The sequence below is a fragment of the Paenibacillus sp. YN15 genome (assembly GCF_003285005.1).
In the GTDB taxonomy this organism is placed as follows: Bacteria; Bacillota; Bacilli; order Paenibacillales; family NBRC-103111; genus Paenibacillus_AR.
In genome coordinates this window covers 1-17,124 of record NZ_QMFA01000013.1, presented here as the reverse complement: position 1 = coordinate 17,124, position 17,124 = coordinate 1, and the positions used below count along the sequence as shown (strand labels likewise).

Below are 17,124 nucleotides of genomic sequence, written 5' to 3'. Positions count from 1 at the left end.
GCATAGCCATTTCAATCCACGCACTCCATACGAAGTGCGACTGCATTGACGATGACGGAGCAAACCTGACAGTTGATTTCAATCCACGCACTCCATACGAAGTGCGACCTGGGTGGAAAAACGTCTTCGGAATTAGGATTGAATTTCAATCCGCGCACTCCATACGAAGTGCGACATTGAGGATATGATACTCCACACGATACAAGAGATTTCAATCCGCGCACTCCATACGAAGTGCGACCAAAGCTGGCAGAGGAACACCGAAAATCCGTAGATATTTCAATCCGCGCACTCCATACGAAGTGCGACATCCAAATTTTCCGTGAAGTCCGCTTTGATGAGATTTCAATCCGCGCACTCCATACGAAGTGCGACTTACCTTCTTGCAGCTGGCGTGGGAGTGGTTAAAGAATTTCAATCCGCGCACTCCATACGAAGTGCGACGCGTATTTTGACGCTGGCCGACCAGCTGGGGGAATTTCAATCCGCGCACTCCATACGAAGTGCGACGTAAATGTAAACAAAAATTCAAAATCTGATTGATTTCAATCCGCGCACTCCATACGAAGTGCGACTGCGTCCGGTGTTGGCTGGCCGTGTAGGTTTTGAATTTCAATCCGCGCACTCCATACGAAGTGCGACACGAGATTGCCGCTAAGGAAGCAGAGGCAAAGGCCATTTCAATCCGCGCACTCCATACGAAGTGCGACCTGTAATCTTTCGATTCGTTTCGCCATATCTAGTTATTTCAATCCGCGCACTCCATACGAAGTGCGACTTGAATTGCTTGCGAAGTTCCACCAGTTGAGCGAATTTCAATCCGCGCACTCCATACGAAGTGCGACAATCGCGTAGCCGAACGATTGGAGGCGGACGACATTTCAATCCGCGCACTCCATACGAAGTGCGACCCAAACAAAACGGACGACCGAAAAACCATAGGCAATTTCAATCCGCGCACTCCATACGAAGTGCGACCCCACGGCCACGTGGGACGAACTCTCCCAGCACAATTTCAATCCGCGCACTCCATACGAAGTGCGACGCGCCGAAATAGGTGAGTGGATGCAGCACGGCGGATTTCAATCCGCGCACTCCATACGAAGTGCGACATGTTCGGGCTGTTTACGGCCTGCTATGACACTATATTTCAATCCGCGCACTCCATACGAAGTGCGACGTCTGTGCAAAAAGACCAAGAGGATTATGAGCGCTGGATTTCAATCCGCGCACTCCATACGAAGTGCGACGCAACAGATTCAGCAGGCGCAGCAAAATGATATATTTCAATCCGCGCACTCCATACGAAGTGCGACTCTTCGGGGGTTGGATTTCTTTCCAATACCGTTTATTTCAATCCGCGCACTCCATACGAAGTGCGACTTAACGGATGCACGTGCGGAGACGGCGACATTACGATTTCAATCCGCGCACTCCATACGAAGTGCGACCGCAAAAAAAGGTGTGATCAATCCAAAATCAACATAGATAGTGTGATAATGTCTATGATGTATACAAAGAAAGTATAGCATAGATATTGACATTTTTGAGAGTTAATCTTTTTCGTTTTAATTCGACAACATTTGAGGTGCGAAGGAGCCGGAGTTTTTATGGGAGCTTGACATTCGCACCGGTCGCTATTCTTTTGAATTTCGAAATCCATTATGAACTCTTGAGGCCAGATTTCAACCAGGAAAAAGGATCTTCCCTAAAAACTGCGGCAGCCCTCCTCAGTACATTCTCCAGACTATGTTAGCACCCGTTACTCATAGGTTTAGATCCTTTAAATCAATATTCGTTCTTGTACTGCACTATAATTCCCCCCATACGGAGTGCGACGATCAGCAACAATCCCCTTATTGTCCTTGGTGTCATTTCAATCCACGCACTCCATATGAAGTGCAACATCCGCAGCGTGGTAGAAGCCGTATACGACAAGGAATTTCAATCCACGCCCTCCTCGCGGAGAGCGACGTACACCCGCGGGTCCAGCGTGATATTGTGCCGCATTTCAATTCACGCCCTCCTCGCGGAGAGCGACCAGAAAGGACGAAAGAATCTTATGACTCAATTATTTCAATCCACGCCCTCCTCGCGGAGAGCGACAAGCCGTTGTGCGTATCTCGCTTACGGTTATCTGGATTTCAATCCACGCCCTCCTCGCGGAGAGCGACCACTTCGCTGTGGTAGATGAACCCGGCATCCTGATTTCAATCCACGCCCTCCTCGCGGAGAGCGACTCCGGAGTCTGCGGAGAACGGCGCAAACCCTGTATTTCAATCCACGCCCTCCTCGCGGAGAGCGACTACGATAAGGAGGGTTTTGGATGCCTGCAGGGAATTTCAATCCACGCCCTCCTCGCGGAGAGCGACTTGGAGTGTGATTTGTCCGATTTACTGGAATACAAATTTCAATCCACGCCCTCCTCGCGGAGAGCGACATTCCGTCCGGAACACGCGTAACCCCGGACGGGATTTCAATCCACGCCCTCCTCGCGGAGAGCGACTTTGGGGGGGCTGACACCTCCATCACATCTACTGATTTCAATCCACGCCCTCCTCGCGGAGAGAGACTTTCGCACCCACGCATAGACCTTGCGAATAATCAATTTCAATCCACGCCCTCCTCGCGGAGAGCGACGTGAGCGCCATATGCGCTGCCTCAAACTTCGTAAAATTTCAATCCACGCCCTCCTCGCGGAGAGCGACCCATCCGGTCGGCCGCGGTAATCTTCCGTTTAATATTTCAATCCACGCCCTCCTCGCGGAGAGCGACCCATCCGGTCGGCCGCGGTAATCTTCCGTTTAATATTTCAATCCACGCCCTCCTCGCGGAGAGCGACGGTATATATGTGGCTCAGGTTCGTACGCAGTTGATTTCAATCCACGCCCTCCTCGCGGAGAGCGACTGCATCCCGGTTCCTTTTGTGATGGTAAACAGGGATTTCAATCCACGCCCTCCTCGCGGAGAGCGACCTCCATGAACAAGAACAGATACTCCTCGTACAGGCTATTTCAATCCACGCCCTCCTCGCGGAGAGCGACCTCCATGAACAAGAACAGATACTCCTCGTACAGGCTATTTCAATCCACGCCCTCCTCGCGGAGAGCGACACAGCGGCAAGCAAAAATACCGGCACCGCTGCGGATTTCAATCCACGCCCTCCTCGCGGAGAGCGACGGCTTTACGATAGTCCATAGCGGCCTCCTTTGGAATTTCAATCCACGCCCTCCTCGCGGAGAGCGACCACCGCTTTGCCGACAATGACCTTCTTCACATCATTTCAATCCACGCCCTCCTCGCGGAGAGCGACGGAGTTGCTGCCCCGGGACCCGTCGGCCAAGCTATTTCAATCCACGCCCTCCTCGCGGAGAGCGACTTGGTCTTTCATGACTGTTTGCTCCTTTCGTTTATTTCAATCCACGCCCTCCTCGCGGAGAGCGACTCTTTATTTACCGTATATCGACCATTTTCTATGATATTTCAATCCACGCCCTCCTCGCGGAGAGCGACTCAACATCAAATGCCTGCTTTCGTCCGATTCTTATTTCAATCCACGCCCTCCTCGCGGAGAGCGACACACCAGCAACCCCACAGGGGCGGATACCGGAACGATTTCAATCCACGCCCTCCTCGCGGAGAGCGACTCGTTGATGTGATTGAACCACCAAAAACAACAGTATTTCAATCCACGCCCTCCTCGCGGAGAGCGACCGAGCTGGTGTACCAGTCGGTAGCCAGTGAAAATATTTCAATCCACGCCCTCCTCGCGGAGAGCGACATATCTTGGGACAGCCCCATCAGCATGGACCGGATTTCAATCCACGCCCTCCTCGCGGAGAGCGACCAATGGCTTATACAACGCCAAAGGCGACGCGGATATTTCAATCCACGCCCTCCTCGCGGAGAGCGACCACCGCATGGAGTTTGTTCCCCTTCGGCAATTTATTTCAATCCACGCCCTCCTCGCGGAGAGCGACTCCGGCGTATCTTTGCGGGAAGAGGATTCAAGCAATTTCAATCCACGCCCTCCTCGCGGAGAGCGACACACAGGAGGATAATCCTTCCAAAGCAAGGAGGTATTTCAATCCACGCCCTCCTCGCGGAGAGCGACACACAGGAGGATAATCCTTCCAAAGCAAGGAGGTATTTCAATCCACGCCCTCCTCGCGGAGAGCGACAACAAAACACCCTAGAAACGGCTTTCTTCGCTGCGATTTCAATCCACGCCCTCCTCGCGGAGAGCGACCGCTGACGGAGCAGGAGCATGAAGACCTGTCCAAATTTCAATCCACGCCCTCCTCGCGGAGAGCGACCCAAGTGGAGCTGGATGAACTTTGGAGTGTATCTATTTCAATCCACGCCCTCCTCGCGGAGAGCGACACCGGGTCCGAGGGTATGGAGCAGCGATGACCACATTTCAATCCACGCCCTCCTCGCGGAGAGCGACCACCCAATTACCACAAGCAGGGGTACGAGTATTTATTTCAATCCACGCCCTCCTCGCGGAGAGCGACCAAAAATACTTTGCATGAGGAGGTTAACGGCGTATTTCAATCCACGCCCTCCTCGCGGAGAGCGACGAGGATAGCGCCATATTATGCAGCTCATTGTCGATTTCAATCCACGCCCTCCTCGCGGAGAGCGACCAGATGGGGCTGCTGAATATATCCCTACTTGTTTGATTTCAATCCACGCCCTCCTCGCGGAGAGCGACTTCAGGGTTGTCATGTATGTTTCCCAACAGTTTAATTTCAATCCACGCCCTCCTCGCGGAGAGCGACTAACACGGTTATACCAAGAGCGGCGGCGCTTGCTATTTCAATCCACGCCCTCCTCGCGGAGAGCGACACACCGGACTTCGAGCCTACGGAGCCGGGAGACATTTCAATCCACGCCCTCCTCGCGGAGAGCGACAAATTGAGCTTTATTGATCAATTTTTCATCTTGATTTCAATCCACGCCCTCCTCGCGGAGAGCGACGATATTTAACCCGGCGTGGAACCAGATATCTTGATTTCAATCCACGCCCTCCTCGCGGAGAGCGACTGCGAAAATTCACTTGATTGATCGCGGGCTGCGATCAATTGTTGCTTTTTCAAATGGACATATATGAGATTGATAGGCTTGCGCTCTTGACATTTTATACTACAGCTCGTTTTCGATCAACTTCGACAATATTTGAGGTGCGAAGGAGCCGGGATTTTTATGGGAGCTTGATATTCGCACCACTTAAAGTATGTCCGCAAATGAGTGCCTATGCCTCCAGATATTACCGAACCCTATGCCTAGACAATCAACGGCCCATCCATGTCAAAAGAGGCTTTGGCTCCCATATGCTCGACTCTGGATTTATACTTGTCTCCCAGGTTATAAAAACGAAGGCTATCGGTTTGTTTGTCGATCAGCTCCTCCAGTTCAAATTTCAGCTTGCGAAGTTGAGTCGCATCCAGCAGGCATTCAAACACGGAGTTCTGCACCCGTTGCCCATAATCCTGGCATTTGCGCGCCACCTGGCTGAGCCTTCTGCGGCCTTCGCTTGTGGTGGTGCTCACATCATAGGTAATCAATACCAGCACAGCCTCATCTGTCCCCTTTCAATCCGCATACTCCGCGGGAGGGCAATCATCATTTCCATAAAAAGGGCGGATACTCATCCAGATCGCCGCGGATATACCGGGCCAGCAGCAGTGCCTGGACATAAGGAACCAATCCCCAGGAAATTTTCTCATTCAAATACGGATGGGTAATGGTTTCCTGCTTCCGTTCATGCCAAGCCTGGAGCACCTGCTTTCGGGTATCGTCATCCATGATGATCGCGCCGTTTTCTTTTTGACAGAAGCCCCCGCCATTGATCAGCTTCTTATTGATAAGCGACAACGCCAGACGATCCGCCATCACAGCCCGCAATTCCTCCATAACATCCAGTGCCAAAGAGGCGCGGCCCGGCCTGTCCCGATGCATAAAGCCAACATACGCGTCCAGCCCCACTGCCTCCAGGGCTGCCTTCATATCATTGGAGAGCATCGTGTACAAGAAAGACAAGAGCGCATTCACCGCATCCAACGGAGGCCTCCGGCTGCGCCCGTGGAAGTGGAAACTTTCCTTCTGCTGCAAAATCAGATCATCGAAGACACTGTAATATTGCACAGCCGCGGCGCCCTCCAATCCCCGCAGCACCTCCAAATCTTCCACGCTCCGTACAAACTTCATAGTTTCACTCAAAGATAGAGAGACTCGCTTCAGTCGTTCCGCATCCAGCCTCAGGCTGTAATCCCGGATAGCTCTCTCTACGATCCACTTGCTGTTGTAGATTTTGCCCAGAATAAAGTTTCGCGCCACTGCTGCGCTTCTCCGGTCATCGTCGGATATCCGGTACTGCTCCTTGCGCAGCACCACATTGCCGCGGTCCTCGCCAATTACCCGCGCCAGAAAACGCCCGTTTTTCGTCATGAAGGTAATGGCCACATTCCGATCCGCACAGGCTCCCATTAATGCCGGACTTACGCCTGTATAACCAAAGGCGCACACCGATTCAAGATTATGCAGCGGCACCCTCTTCAAAACCTTGTCCTCTTGCTTTACTACCACATTCTCCCCATCCAGGGAAAGATACACATCCGGCGTTGTCACAAATAACGTATTCAGCAGCTTCTTCATTCCGCCAACCTGCTTTCGATATAGCTTGCCACAGAGACCCTGCCCCCAAGCTCCGGCAGACAAATATCATGAAGCGAGCAACTCCTGCAATGGGGCCCGAGCTTGCCCTTGGGCGTATGCCTGCGCCGGAAGTAATGATGCATTTCCTCCAGAGCCGCTGTAACCCGCTCCCTGTCCCCGGAGTCAACCGGAACCTCCACACGATGCTTGATCTCGTCGTAATAGAGATAGCCCATGGACAGCTCGCAGGCCAGCATCTCCTCCAGGCACATCAACTGGGCCACAAGCTGGGAGCGGTCGGAGTCATCCCTTTTGGGCTTGCCCCGTTTGTATTCCACCGGATAGGGAAGATAGCATCCTTCCTCCCCAGCCAACGGCACCCCCTGGGGATCGCGCACAAATTCTACCACATCACAAACTCCCGTTATTCCTAACGTCCTGGAATGCACCGGCATAGCCCGTACAACCAGCTTGCCGCCGCGCTTTTCCCGGAGAAAAGGCTGGTCCGCCACCCGGTGCACATGCGATCCTTCAATCGTACGCACATTCTCCGCCCACTGCTGCTCAATATGGATCAGTGCCCACTGCCGCCGGCAAAAGTTAAAATGCTGAATGCCCGACAGCAGCAAATAATCCTCCTCACTATATTCCGGCATATTCTTGGCAAGCCAGCCCATCCAGGGACTCCACCGTAATCTCGTACCAGTCCTCTACGGATTTTTCCGCACCGGACGTTTTCTTACGGTTGACCTTCAGCGAACGGTGCACCTTGGCAGAGGAATATTGTCCCAGCTTGGAGCTATGCTCCCACCAGTAGACCCGATGCACCTCCATGCTGCCGTCAGGGCGGGCGGAGGATGTATCATTTTCAAACAGAGTAATCAATGCCTGCCGAATTTTGTCTGCATCTTCATTGGTAAACCCTGTTCTTTCTGCCAATTGAGTATTGATGCTGCCGTAGAATACGTATACGCCAAAGTCCACCCGATGCTTCATCCCCATGGTGTCGGAGCCCTTTTTGCCGGAGGTTTCCGAGTTTACACTCTTCGTAATTTGGGTGCTGGTAATATCGATTGGATCAACGCTGAATGCAGTATGGATGGAAACAGGGCCACGAACGCCTACAGAGACGCCTTTTGCTTCCTTATCCTTGGCGCTGAATGCGAATACCTGGCCAAAGCTCCGCACATCAATCCAGGCCTCGCATGCTGCGCGGGCAAACAATTCACTGTTTTGCTTTTTGCCGGAAGCAAACTCCTGCACCTCCTTGTTGGCATCCACCCGGTCCTTAATACTGAGATACGCATCGTTGCGGCGGTCATCGGATTGAACCAGAATGGATTCCCCCATGTCCTGGAGGCGGTTGCGGATTTTGCGCTTCAAGCATACATCGGAAACCTCTCCCCTGCCTTCGTAATTTTCACGCGGCCGGTTTCCATTCAACGGATCTCCATTGGGGTTGGCATTTTTGACCGAAAAAACAACTGCAAAGTCAATCTTATGATCCAAAGTACCCATCTCTTATTCCTCCTCGTTATCCTGTTCTTCATCGGACAAAATTTCTGCCGCTTCCGGAGCATCCTTGTCGGAACGTTTCTTGTAAAGCTCGGTGCGCTGGCCTGCCAGACCGATCAGATAGACATTGGTTAAAGGCTCATCCGAAAACTCTTCCAATCGAAACATGGATAGAACCTCGTCCAGCAACTTGTTATAATAATTCGCCTTTGTTCCCATTCGCGCCTGGTAAGGCTGGAGACAGCGCTGAATGATTCCCCATGTCCTAAGCGGATGCCTTGCGAAAACCCCCATATACCGGACTGCGTTTGTCGCCCGCCTTTCCTCCTTGCCAAGGGCTGAGCGTTCCAGCACATCGGCGATAGCCAGGAGCCGTCCGAACAGATAATTACGGTCCCTATTACTGGTATCCAGATTCACCTCATACTCCTCCTTGTGCTTATCCTTTTCAGATTTGCGGACGAGCGCGCAGGTTATTCCCAGCGTTCTCTCCCATTCCCATGCCTCCATCCCTGCCGGGTTGGAAGCCCTGCGAACAGCATTATCCACAATATCGGCAGGTATAGGCTTCCCGTCTACAATGCAGGGGAGCAACCGTTCCCGGGCCGCCTTCTCAAGCTTATCATCCACCCGTGAGCCATACGCCGCAAACACAACCTCCGAGGTACTGGGAGAGGCCATAAAAAAGGATGTCCTGCCCCCTTTATTCTTGCCGGGCAACGGCCAGGAGCAGTTGGTAAACCATTCCGCAAGCCGATCGAGGAATATATTTTTATCCATATCCCGGTAATAGACCACTGACATTCTGCCTGTTGTAGCCGCATCCAGAATCATAATGACCACATCAGCCCTGTATTCGGCCTTGTATCGGAATCCATCCAGCGCTTTACGGATTCGTTCGGCAAATTCCTTATGGGTACTATCTCCGCTTTCCGCTACTTCATCTTCATCCTCATCGCCCAACAAGGGATTGGAGCCTCTGTGGGGATCAGGAACCGCTCCGGGATCATCCGTCCCCCAGATCAGGAAGATTCGTCCGCCTTTGTTAATGCCCTGACGCTCCACAAGCCATTTCAATGCATTGTGAGCCTTCTGGGAAGCCTCAAAGCTGATTGTCGCTGCCTCCCGGCTGGTGCTGAAGCGTCCCCGAAATGTAAATCCGGTAGAATCATTGGCCGAAATCAGCTTGGATTTATCACCGGAACCGCGGATGCGGGAGGCATGTTTGTCCACACAGGGAAGCCGCTCTCCCGTAATGAAGCATAAATCCTTCTCTGCCTGCTGCCTCTCCATATAGCGCACATAGGCATTCTGCACAGAAGTATCCCGCCACAGTCGGTCCTCCGAAACGCCAGGTTCCTCCACAATGAACCGGACAAATGCAGCATGCTGGTCGCCGGCCAGCACCGAGAAAATCTGTTTTTTGTCCCCATACAATTCCTTTGCTTCCGGAGTCCACTTAGCGAGCAGGCTGCCTTCCTTATCCAGCCATAGAACCCCTTGCTGCACAAGATCGCGGATTAGCGTTCCCTTGCTGACATAGGCATACACACTTTTCACCTTTGGGTGGGAGTCCGGGGAGTCGCACCAATCCTTCAGTTGCTTCAGATAATTGGCATGAGGCTCCGCACTCTTGGCCTCTTTGCAATAAGTAGTGTAATCCCCTGCAACATATTGAAGCTTATCGAACAATGGATACGGCACAGGAGCGCTGGTCCGGCTGGCAGAATCCTCCGTACAGGGAATAATGGTATTGGAATCGTCTTTATCAACTACGGAAGCCTTAATCAATTCGCCTGCCATATTAAGCCGGATTTCAACATGCGCCCCTTGGGTTGTGTGGGAAACGGGAATAAGAGCATATTCCTGACCAAACCGGTTTTTCTCAAATTGCCCTACGAGACGGAAATTGGCGTCATATGTATCCATCAGCTTCTTTAACCAAGTCATCGCTTCGCATCCCCCTTACGAAAAATACTCCTCATACAGTTCGTCCACTCCTTGCATGTTCCCAGGGCCAAACGGCTTGATTGCTCCTGTTCCCATGCTGCGGGTTATGGTGCATTGCTCGGGAGGGATAAAGCTGATAATCCCCTTCTTCATCGTAACAGGCCATAAGCGGGTTAGCTGCTCTCCGGTAGGCGTTTCATCCGGGTAGCTGATGCCGTGCAGCATCATGCCAAAATGCACCTCTGGAACATCATCGTAGAAACCTTTGTCCTCATAGAAGGAACAAGGCTCCACATACCCCTGGCATTCTCTGACTCCCAGAAAAATATCCCGCCGCCCTCCTGCCGCCAACGCCCGCTTGCTAATGTTGTGATGCTTATGTTCATTACGGTCATGAGCCAGATCCTCACGGTGCGGGTTAAATTCAAAATGGGCCAATACTCTGTACCGGACATCCTTCAAATACGTGTAATATGCCAGTGTATTACCGCCATTATATTCAATGGGCCGCATCCCCTTGGACTCCGTCTGAATGACATTCATCACCCTCACTTTATCGATGTACCAGGTGAGCGTAGGCTTCCAGTAGATGCTTTCGACGATTCCCTTCAATGCTTGGTAGGTGGGGACCTGGTAGCTGAGCTTCTCTCCCCCGAGCTTCGTCAAAGGATCAGTAAAGAGGGCATATTTCCCGTATAACTCAAATTCAATTTGGTTCCGCATTGTTCTCACCTCCTTTTACAAACAGTCGATTTCAAAATATTATTCGTAATTAGGACCAGTTTCCTTCTGGAGCTGGACCTTTACGCTACTGAAAACAGTGCTGGCCGAGTAACAGATAGATCAACGCCCGTCTTTAGTGAAGAAGTGAGTGGCTCTTTTTAGGATATCGTTCTCCTCCTCCAAATCGCGGATTCGTTTGATCATATGCCGGAATGTCACTTGATCCGGCTTCTGTTGTCCGCTTCTGAAATTGGATTTTGCTCTTTCCTGCTTGAACTCCGCCACCCATCGATAGATAGTGCTGTTGTGCAGACTTAATTCCCGCGCAACCAAAGAAACAGCTTTTCCTTGGTTTTGTATCATGTAGATGACTTGCTGTTTAAACTCGTTATCGTGGCTTTTCCTTTTCATTAGGTCACCTCAAAAGGAGAGCGATGATCGCTCCTACTCTCATTTCTTGATGTTAAGCTTTCAGACTAACAAAAGCCTGAGCAGCACCACCACTTTTCTTATGTATTGCATTGCAATGATATGTTATGGAATTTTCAATATATCCCTAGATTTAGGATATATCATTTGCTTGGATTTTACAATGCATTTTTAAAAAAAAGGTCATGTTGGATATTTGTCCTTATAAATCGTTCTATGCTACACTGTATGTTGTATTTGTCGCTGAAAAGCGGGGATTGAAAATTATGAATTGCTTGGCAATTATGTTATGGTGAGAAAACCTGCCTTTGGCGGGTTTTTCTTCTTATACATCTTCAAATCCCATAGAGCTTCCGCCTTCCCCGTCCGGGTCCAGCCCGAACTCCAGGGAGTAAGCTTGTTTTTGAAGTGCGAATATCTGCCCGTGTAGCAGACTGAAAATATGCCCCTCCCGCTCCAATGCCTTGCGCTCCGGATCGTATACATTCACCACGTATTGCTGAGCTTTGCGCAGCAATTCACCCAACCTCTCCGGCGCCGCCGCACCGTTCAGATCCAGCAGGATATTATTGGCCTCCTCATTGAAAGGAACCAGTACAGCCACAGTAGCCTGGGAAATGACCTCAAAGTGCTGCTCGGCAGTAGCAAATGCAGCGTAGCTGTAAAGCTCAGGAGGATTGCCGTATGTGCGACAATAAGATTCATAATATGCCTGGTTTTTGTTCAGGAGATCGAACATATTTTTCTCCAGACGGGGAATCGGGTAATCCAACTCCTCTTTAATCCGGTCGTAATATAACCGGAAATACTCCTCTATCACCTTGGGAGAAAGCAGGCTTCCCCCGTACTTTCCAGGATTGCTCTCATAATCCCGCATCACCCGCTCGGTGGTTTCCGCTCCGATTTTGATGTGAGGCAGCTTGGACAACTTTTCTTCCGCTGAACGGATCATATACACCTCCCGCGAAAGAACTTCGCCATGCCGGTTGCAACGCCCTGCCGCCTGGGCAATGGAATCCAGTCCCGCCAAGGAGCGAATGACACATTGGAAGCTTACATTTACCCCTGCTTCGATTAATTGTGTGCTGATACAAATAATGCGTTTGGGATTTTTTGGGTCCAATGCTTTGTTGACCTTCTCCAACACCTCACGGCGGTGGGCCGGGCACATATTGGTACTCAAATGAACAATCAACAATTCCTCTTCGTCTGCACCCGACTCCTTTGTCAGATGGGTGTAAAGCTTCCGCACGGCTGATTTAGTATTCAAGACAACAAGAGTGCTTCTAACCTCCATCATCCGCTCCTGAATGAATTGTGTCAGTTCCTCTGTATCCCAGCCGGCAGATGTTACCCGGTTTATAAGCTCCACTCTTTTAAACTGATCGCTGACCTCCTCCCGATTCTGAATGATCTCGGCCTGCTCCGGCATCTGGAGACGATTCTTCACAAAATGAAGGGCCGGTTGAGTGGCTGTGCACAACAAAATCGAGGAATTCCCCAGCACATGCAAAAAGTTCAGCGCGGCGTTAAACAAAGAAATGCACTTGGGAGGAACGGCCTGCACCTCGTCAAAAATAATAACCGCATTACAAAGCCGATGCAGCCTTCGGGTATTCCGCGTTCCCTTGGCGTAAATTGTATTCAAGAACTGAACCATTGTTGTAAAAATAATGGGGCTATCCCAATTGTCCCGGATCAGGCTCAATCTTTCTTTACGAACCAGATAATCACTTTTGTTCGTATCCGTATCTTGGTCATCCAAAATATTGGAGTGATGCTCCAGAATATGCTCCTCATCCTGCAAAATGTCACGGACTTCCTTGGCATTCTGCTCAATGATGGTTGTATACGGCACAATGTAAATGATCCTCTCTCTGCCATGTGCCAGTGCATGCTTTAAAGCATAACGCAAGCTTGCCAGCGTCTTTCCGCCACCGGTTGGAATGGACAAGGTGTAGATGCCGGAGGGGTGAACGGCAAATTCTTCACATTGCTGAGACATCTGGCTTCGCAAGCGGTTGATCGGTTTGTCCGCTGCCTCGCCTCCGTTCATCTCATTCAGCCTTTGCAGCACTCGCTCATAGCTCTGGGCAAAAAACCAGCGATTATCCTTTTCCCAAGGCTCTTTCTTTCCCTCTTCAAACTGGCGGGTATCTGAACGGTCTGCATCAAGCAGGCAACTAAACAGGTACTTATTGAGCAGCGAGTAGATGATGGGCTTCAGCCTATTGGCTTTGACCTTCCGTATAATCTCCTCCAGTTCGGCAACAGCCAGTGCAAAGTATTGATCCAGTTTCTCCAGATCATATCTCGACACAAAAGCAGCAACCGCCTGCTCATATTCCTCCATCCCGTCTTTTTTCTCCAGAACCCGGTCCAGAAAAGGGGAGCTTGCCTCCGGTCCCAAGTAGTCCCTTAACCCCTGGTGATGGGAGATCACGCAATTGGCAATCCATTCCGCCGCTATCCTGCTTACCGGTGAAGCCGCGTCGTGGCAGTATCGTTGGTATACCCACCTTCCTCCTGCAGTGGAATGGTCTACAGAGCCTCTTCTAGGCGGATGATCAGGGTCCGCGGTTGCCAACTGAATATATCGTTTGAAGGATGGGGTATTTTTCCCCATATCATGCAAAAGCCCGGCCATTCCGGCCAGATAGGATACCCCTGCCTTCTTCCCGAAAGTCTCGCAGCCTTCCTTAACAGCCTCCAAATGCTCAGGCACGGTCTGAACACGCTTTTCTTTATCACTGATGTGGGCTATGTACACGTCTGGGTCCTGTATGTTTATATCGTAATTGCGAGAGCCGTAGTAGTCCTGCAGGGCGCTGCTAAGCATCAATTCGACCTTATCCTGAAGAGAAACTGGAATCGCATGATCCTTATCATTTCGGGCTTCTGTCATAAACGGATTCCTCCCTTTTTTGTATTCAGCTTCATTTTGGCAAGAGCACGGCTTTTGCTGGATTTTACAGTTCCTAGGGGAAGGTTCAACTTGCTGGCGATTTCCTGATTGGTCAGATCCGATGAATAGGATTCAATAATAATTTGACGTTCTAGCGGGTTGAGGCAATCGGTATAGGAGGAAAGATCGATAGAGAACGCAGAAAGAGCATCCGGGAGTCGAGGGGACATTTTATTTATTCTTTTGCAAAGATTAATTTGTGCACGGTTTTTGTTATGTATTTTAAAACACTCGTTTCGAACAACCTTGCGGAACCAGCTCAAGTAATTCTTAACATGTTTACCCTTCTTCACGGATTGCAAGCCTTTGGTTATCGTATTGCTGACAGCATCAGATTGGTCCAGCTCATTTTTTAAAATAGAAGCTGCAATTTGACAGAGTATCGGTAAACTTGAAACAACAATCCTAACAAAAGCTTCCATATCGCCTTTTTGGGCTTTGATATTGTCTTCGTCCCCCATGCCTGACCCTCCCTTGGAGTTGTCCCTATATAAATATAGATCCCAAATAGAGGGTAAAAGGTTCCACACACTTCAAAAAAATCTGGACATTGAAAGTGAGTAATTCGACCTATACTTCACTTCTACATAATTTTACAAATTCCTTCGTTGTGTCCTTAGCTTTTCCAACCTTTTCCTCTCTTTGCCGGGGCAAAACAACAAAAAACCTTCTATCGAGAGAAGGGTTGGGGTTGGGCTGACTAAGAAGCAAGCTCCCTTGGTTTATTCGACCGTAAAATTCGACTTCTCATTCCTATTCCGTTCCGCGAGGCCCAAGCTCGAAATCAATGCCATGGATCGCATGCTCATACAAAAAACCTTTGATCTGATCCATATCGTTGGTGCTATAGTACACAGAAAGCAGTTCATTAAATCGCCCCATATTTTTTTCCGTAACCTTGAGCATGCCATGCCCTTGCTCGACTAGAAACTTATTGGCGAGTAATAGAGAAGTCCGCTTATTGCCTTCCCAAAACATTTGCCGTCTTGCTCCCCACAAAAATGCCGTGATCGCACGTTCAGTTGTGCTCATGTCGGCAGCCAGCAAATCGGCTAGCTCTTGCTCAACTTCGCTTGGTACCGGAATTGGAAGCACATCATCTGTGAACATTCATGAGATAACGCCAAGCGTCTCGCATATTGAGAACAGCCTGAAGGTCATCCAATGTAACACCAGGTACGTTAACTCCGTTTAAAATCGTTTGTGTTTGCGGAAACGTGATATTGCGATTCTCCATTTTCATTCCGCAGTATATATTTTCATCCCATTTCTTTTGGCCAGAAACAAATTCTGTTGTTTCGTCAGTGTATATTTATCCAAGAATGGTTTCATAAATAGTCCGCCATTTTCACATTACAACTGACATAAGAGGCAAAATCATACGGTAACTGCTGCTGGCAGTCACAACTGCTCATAACCGTATCCCCTTCCCTCTATTCCTTCTCCAGCATGACAGAGTATAACATGAGAGTACCCAGGTATAACCAACCCCCTGCGTTCTATCTGAAATGCAATCCTCTAAGATATACTCACAGTGCCGCGGCACATTGGGGCTAATTTCAATCCACGCACTCCATACGAAGTGCGACCGGATATTGCTAACTTCACGGATATCACGGAGGAGATTTCAATCCATGCACTCCATACGAAGTGCGACGCGGGGTGGGCTATCCCGGTGATAATCTACGCGATTTCAATCCACGCACTCCATACGAAGTGCGACTATGTGCCGGTATTGCCCGGACCGGCGGCCGGTATTTCAATCCACGCACTCCATACGAAGTGCGGCATAATCCGTAAAGGAGGATAAAGATGGTACACGGATTTCAATCCACGCACTCCATACGAAGTGCGGCTTTTAATTTCCATACATCCAAACCCACGATTGTGTATTTCAATCCACGCACTCCATACGAAGTGCGGCGAGTCATTGTCCCAATAGGCAAGTTCGATGACTATTTCAATCCACGCACTCCATACGAAGTGCGGCTTGCTGGTTTTATTCCAATCCTGTACCCCGTAGATTTCAATCCACGCACTCCATACGAAGTGCGGCCAGCACGGCGCTGCCGCTAGTCCGCTTAAACGGATTTCAATCCACGCACTCCATACGAAGTGCGACGCGTGCGGATACGCTACTGATCCGGCGTACGCGTCATTTCAATCCACGCACTCCATACGAAGTGCGACCATCATTTAGCCTTCACGAAGCGTTCCTCAACAGATTTCAATCCACGCACTCCATACGAAGTGCGACATTCCGCTTCCCCCTCCGCCCCCTCACGGAGGATATTTCAATCCACGCACTCCATACGAAGTGCGACATGGCGGAAATGGCTTTTTCCACCTCAATCAATTATTTCAATCCACGCACTCCATACGAAGTGCGACCCAAATTATCATCCCTTTTTGCGGCAGCGGCACAATTTCAATCCACGCACTCCATACGAAGTGCGACGACTTCCTTCGCCAGAGTCCGCAAGCCAGCTTAATTTCAATCCACGCACTCCATACGAAGTGCGACTTTAGGAAACCTGATTATGAACAAAATTTGAATGTATTTCAATCCACGCACTCCATACGAAGTGCGACGTTGCTCATTTCTGTTTTCGCCTCCTTGGTTTGATTTCAATCCACGCACTCCATACGAAGTGCGACACGTTAGTGGATTCTCCGCAAATAACGCAGGGCTATTTCAATCCACGCACTCCATACGAAGTGCGACGCGGACCAAGAAGTGTTGATCTCTGTGGGATTTATTTCAATCCACGCACTCCATACGAAGTGCGACTTTCGGCCAGGTGGCGAATATCTCCGTAAGCGTCAAACTGAGACCACCTTCAAAAGAGTAGAACACCATGAGATACTGAGTGTACTATTCT

General features: G+C 50.1%; 10 protein-coding genes and 2 CRISPR repeat arrays. All 10 genes read right to left on the bottom strand.

Annotation, left to right across the window (positions count from 1 at the left end):
- Window positions 1-1,940: 1,940 nt before the first annotated feature.
- Window positions 1,941-5,049: a CRISPR direct-repeat array (repeat unit 33 nt; unit sequence ATTTCAATCCACGCCCTCCTCGCGGAGAGCGAC).
- 239 nt (window positions 5,050-5,288) lie between these two features.
- Window positions 5,289-5,579, bottom strand: a complete 291-nt coding sequence (gene cas2 / locus DQG13_RS12460) for a CRISPR-associated endonuclease Cas2 (protein WP_113020095.1) — start codon at window positions 5,577-5,579, stop codon at window positions 5,289-5,291.
- A gap of 49 nt (window positions 5,580-5,628) precedes the next feature.
- On the bottom strand, window positions 5,629-6,660 hold the full coding sequence (gene cas1c, locus DQG13_RS12455) for a type I-C CRISPR-associated endonuclease Cas1c (protein ID WP_113020094.1): 1,032 nt from the start codon (window positions 6,658-6,660) through the stop codon (window positions 5,629-5,631).
- Window positions 6,657-7,316 carry a CRISPR-associated protein Cas4 gene (gene cas4, locus DQG13_RS12450; protein ID WP_113020200.1) on the bottom strand — a complete coding sequence of 220 codons (660 nt, stop codon included), beginning with the start codon at window positions 7,314-7,316 and terminating at the stop codon, window positions 6,657-6,659. The genes cas1c and cas4 overlap by 4 nt, the downstream gene beginning before the upstream one ends.
- On the bottom strand, window positions 7,303-8,178 hold the full coding sequence (gene cas7c, locus DQG13_RS12445; protein WP_113020093.1) for a type I-C CRISPR-associated protein Cas7/Csd2: 876 nt from the start codon (window positions 8,176-8,178) through the stop codon (window positions 7,303-7,305). The genes cas4 and cas7c overlap by 14 nt, the downstream gene beginning before the upstream one ends.
- 3 nt (window positions 8,179-8,181) lie before the next feature.
- Window positions 8,182-10,125: a type I-C CRISPR-associated protein Cas8c/Csd1 gene (gene cas8c, locus DQG13_RS12440; protein ID WP_113020092.1), complete on the bottom strand. Its 1,944-nt coding sequence runs from the start codon at window positions 10,123-10,125 to the stop codon at window positions 8,182-8,184.
- Between the two features lie 15 nt (window positions 10,126-10,140).
- Complete coding sequence (cas5c, locus tag DQG13_RS12435; protein ID WP_113020091.1) at window positions 10,141-10,848, bottom strand: type I-C CRISPR-associated protein Cas5c; 708 nt, start codon at window positions 10,846-10,848, stop codon at window positions 10,141-10,143.
- A gap of 120 nt (window positions 10,849-10,968) precedes the next feature.
- The gene (locus DQG13_RS12430) at window positions 10,969-11,259 is read right to left on the bottom strand and encodes a transposase (RefSeq protein ID WP_113020090.1); all 291 of its coding nucleotides are present in this window, start codon (window positions 11,257-11,259) and stop codon (window positions 10,969-10,971) included.
- Between the two features lie 343 nt (window positions 11,260-11,602).
- The gene (gene cas3 / locus DQG13_RS12425) at window positions 11,603-14,182 is read right to left on the bottom strand and encodes a CRISPR-associated helicase Cas3' (protein ID WP_258525646.1); all 2,580 of its coding nucleotides are present in this window, start codon (window positions 14,180-14,182) and stop codon (window positions 11,603-11,605) included.
- Complete coding sequence (locus DQG13_RS12420) at window positions 14,179-14,703, bottom strand: RNA polymerase sigma factor (protein WP_113020089.1); 525 nt, start codon at window positions 14,701-14,703, stop codon at window positions 14,179-14,181. The genes cas3 and DQG13_RS12420 overlap by 4 nt, the downstream gene beginning before the upstream one ends.
- A gap of 292 nt (window positions 14,704-14,995) precedes the next feature.
- Window positions 14,996-15,352, bottom strand: a complete 357-nt coding sequence (locus tag DQG13_RS12415; protein ID WP_113020088.1) for a Fic family protein — start codon at window positions 15,350-15,352, stop codon at window positions 14,996-14,998.
- 446 nt (window positions 15,353-15,798) lie between these two features.
- Window positions 15,799-17,033: direct repeats of the CRISPR family, unit length 33 nt; unit sequence ATTTCAATCCACGCACTCCATACGAAGTGCGAC.
- Window positions 17,034-17,124 lie beyond the last annotated feature (91 nt).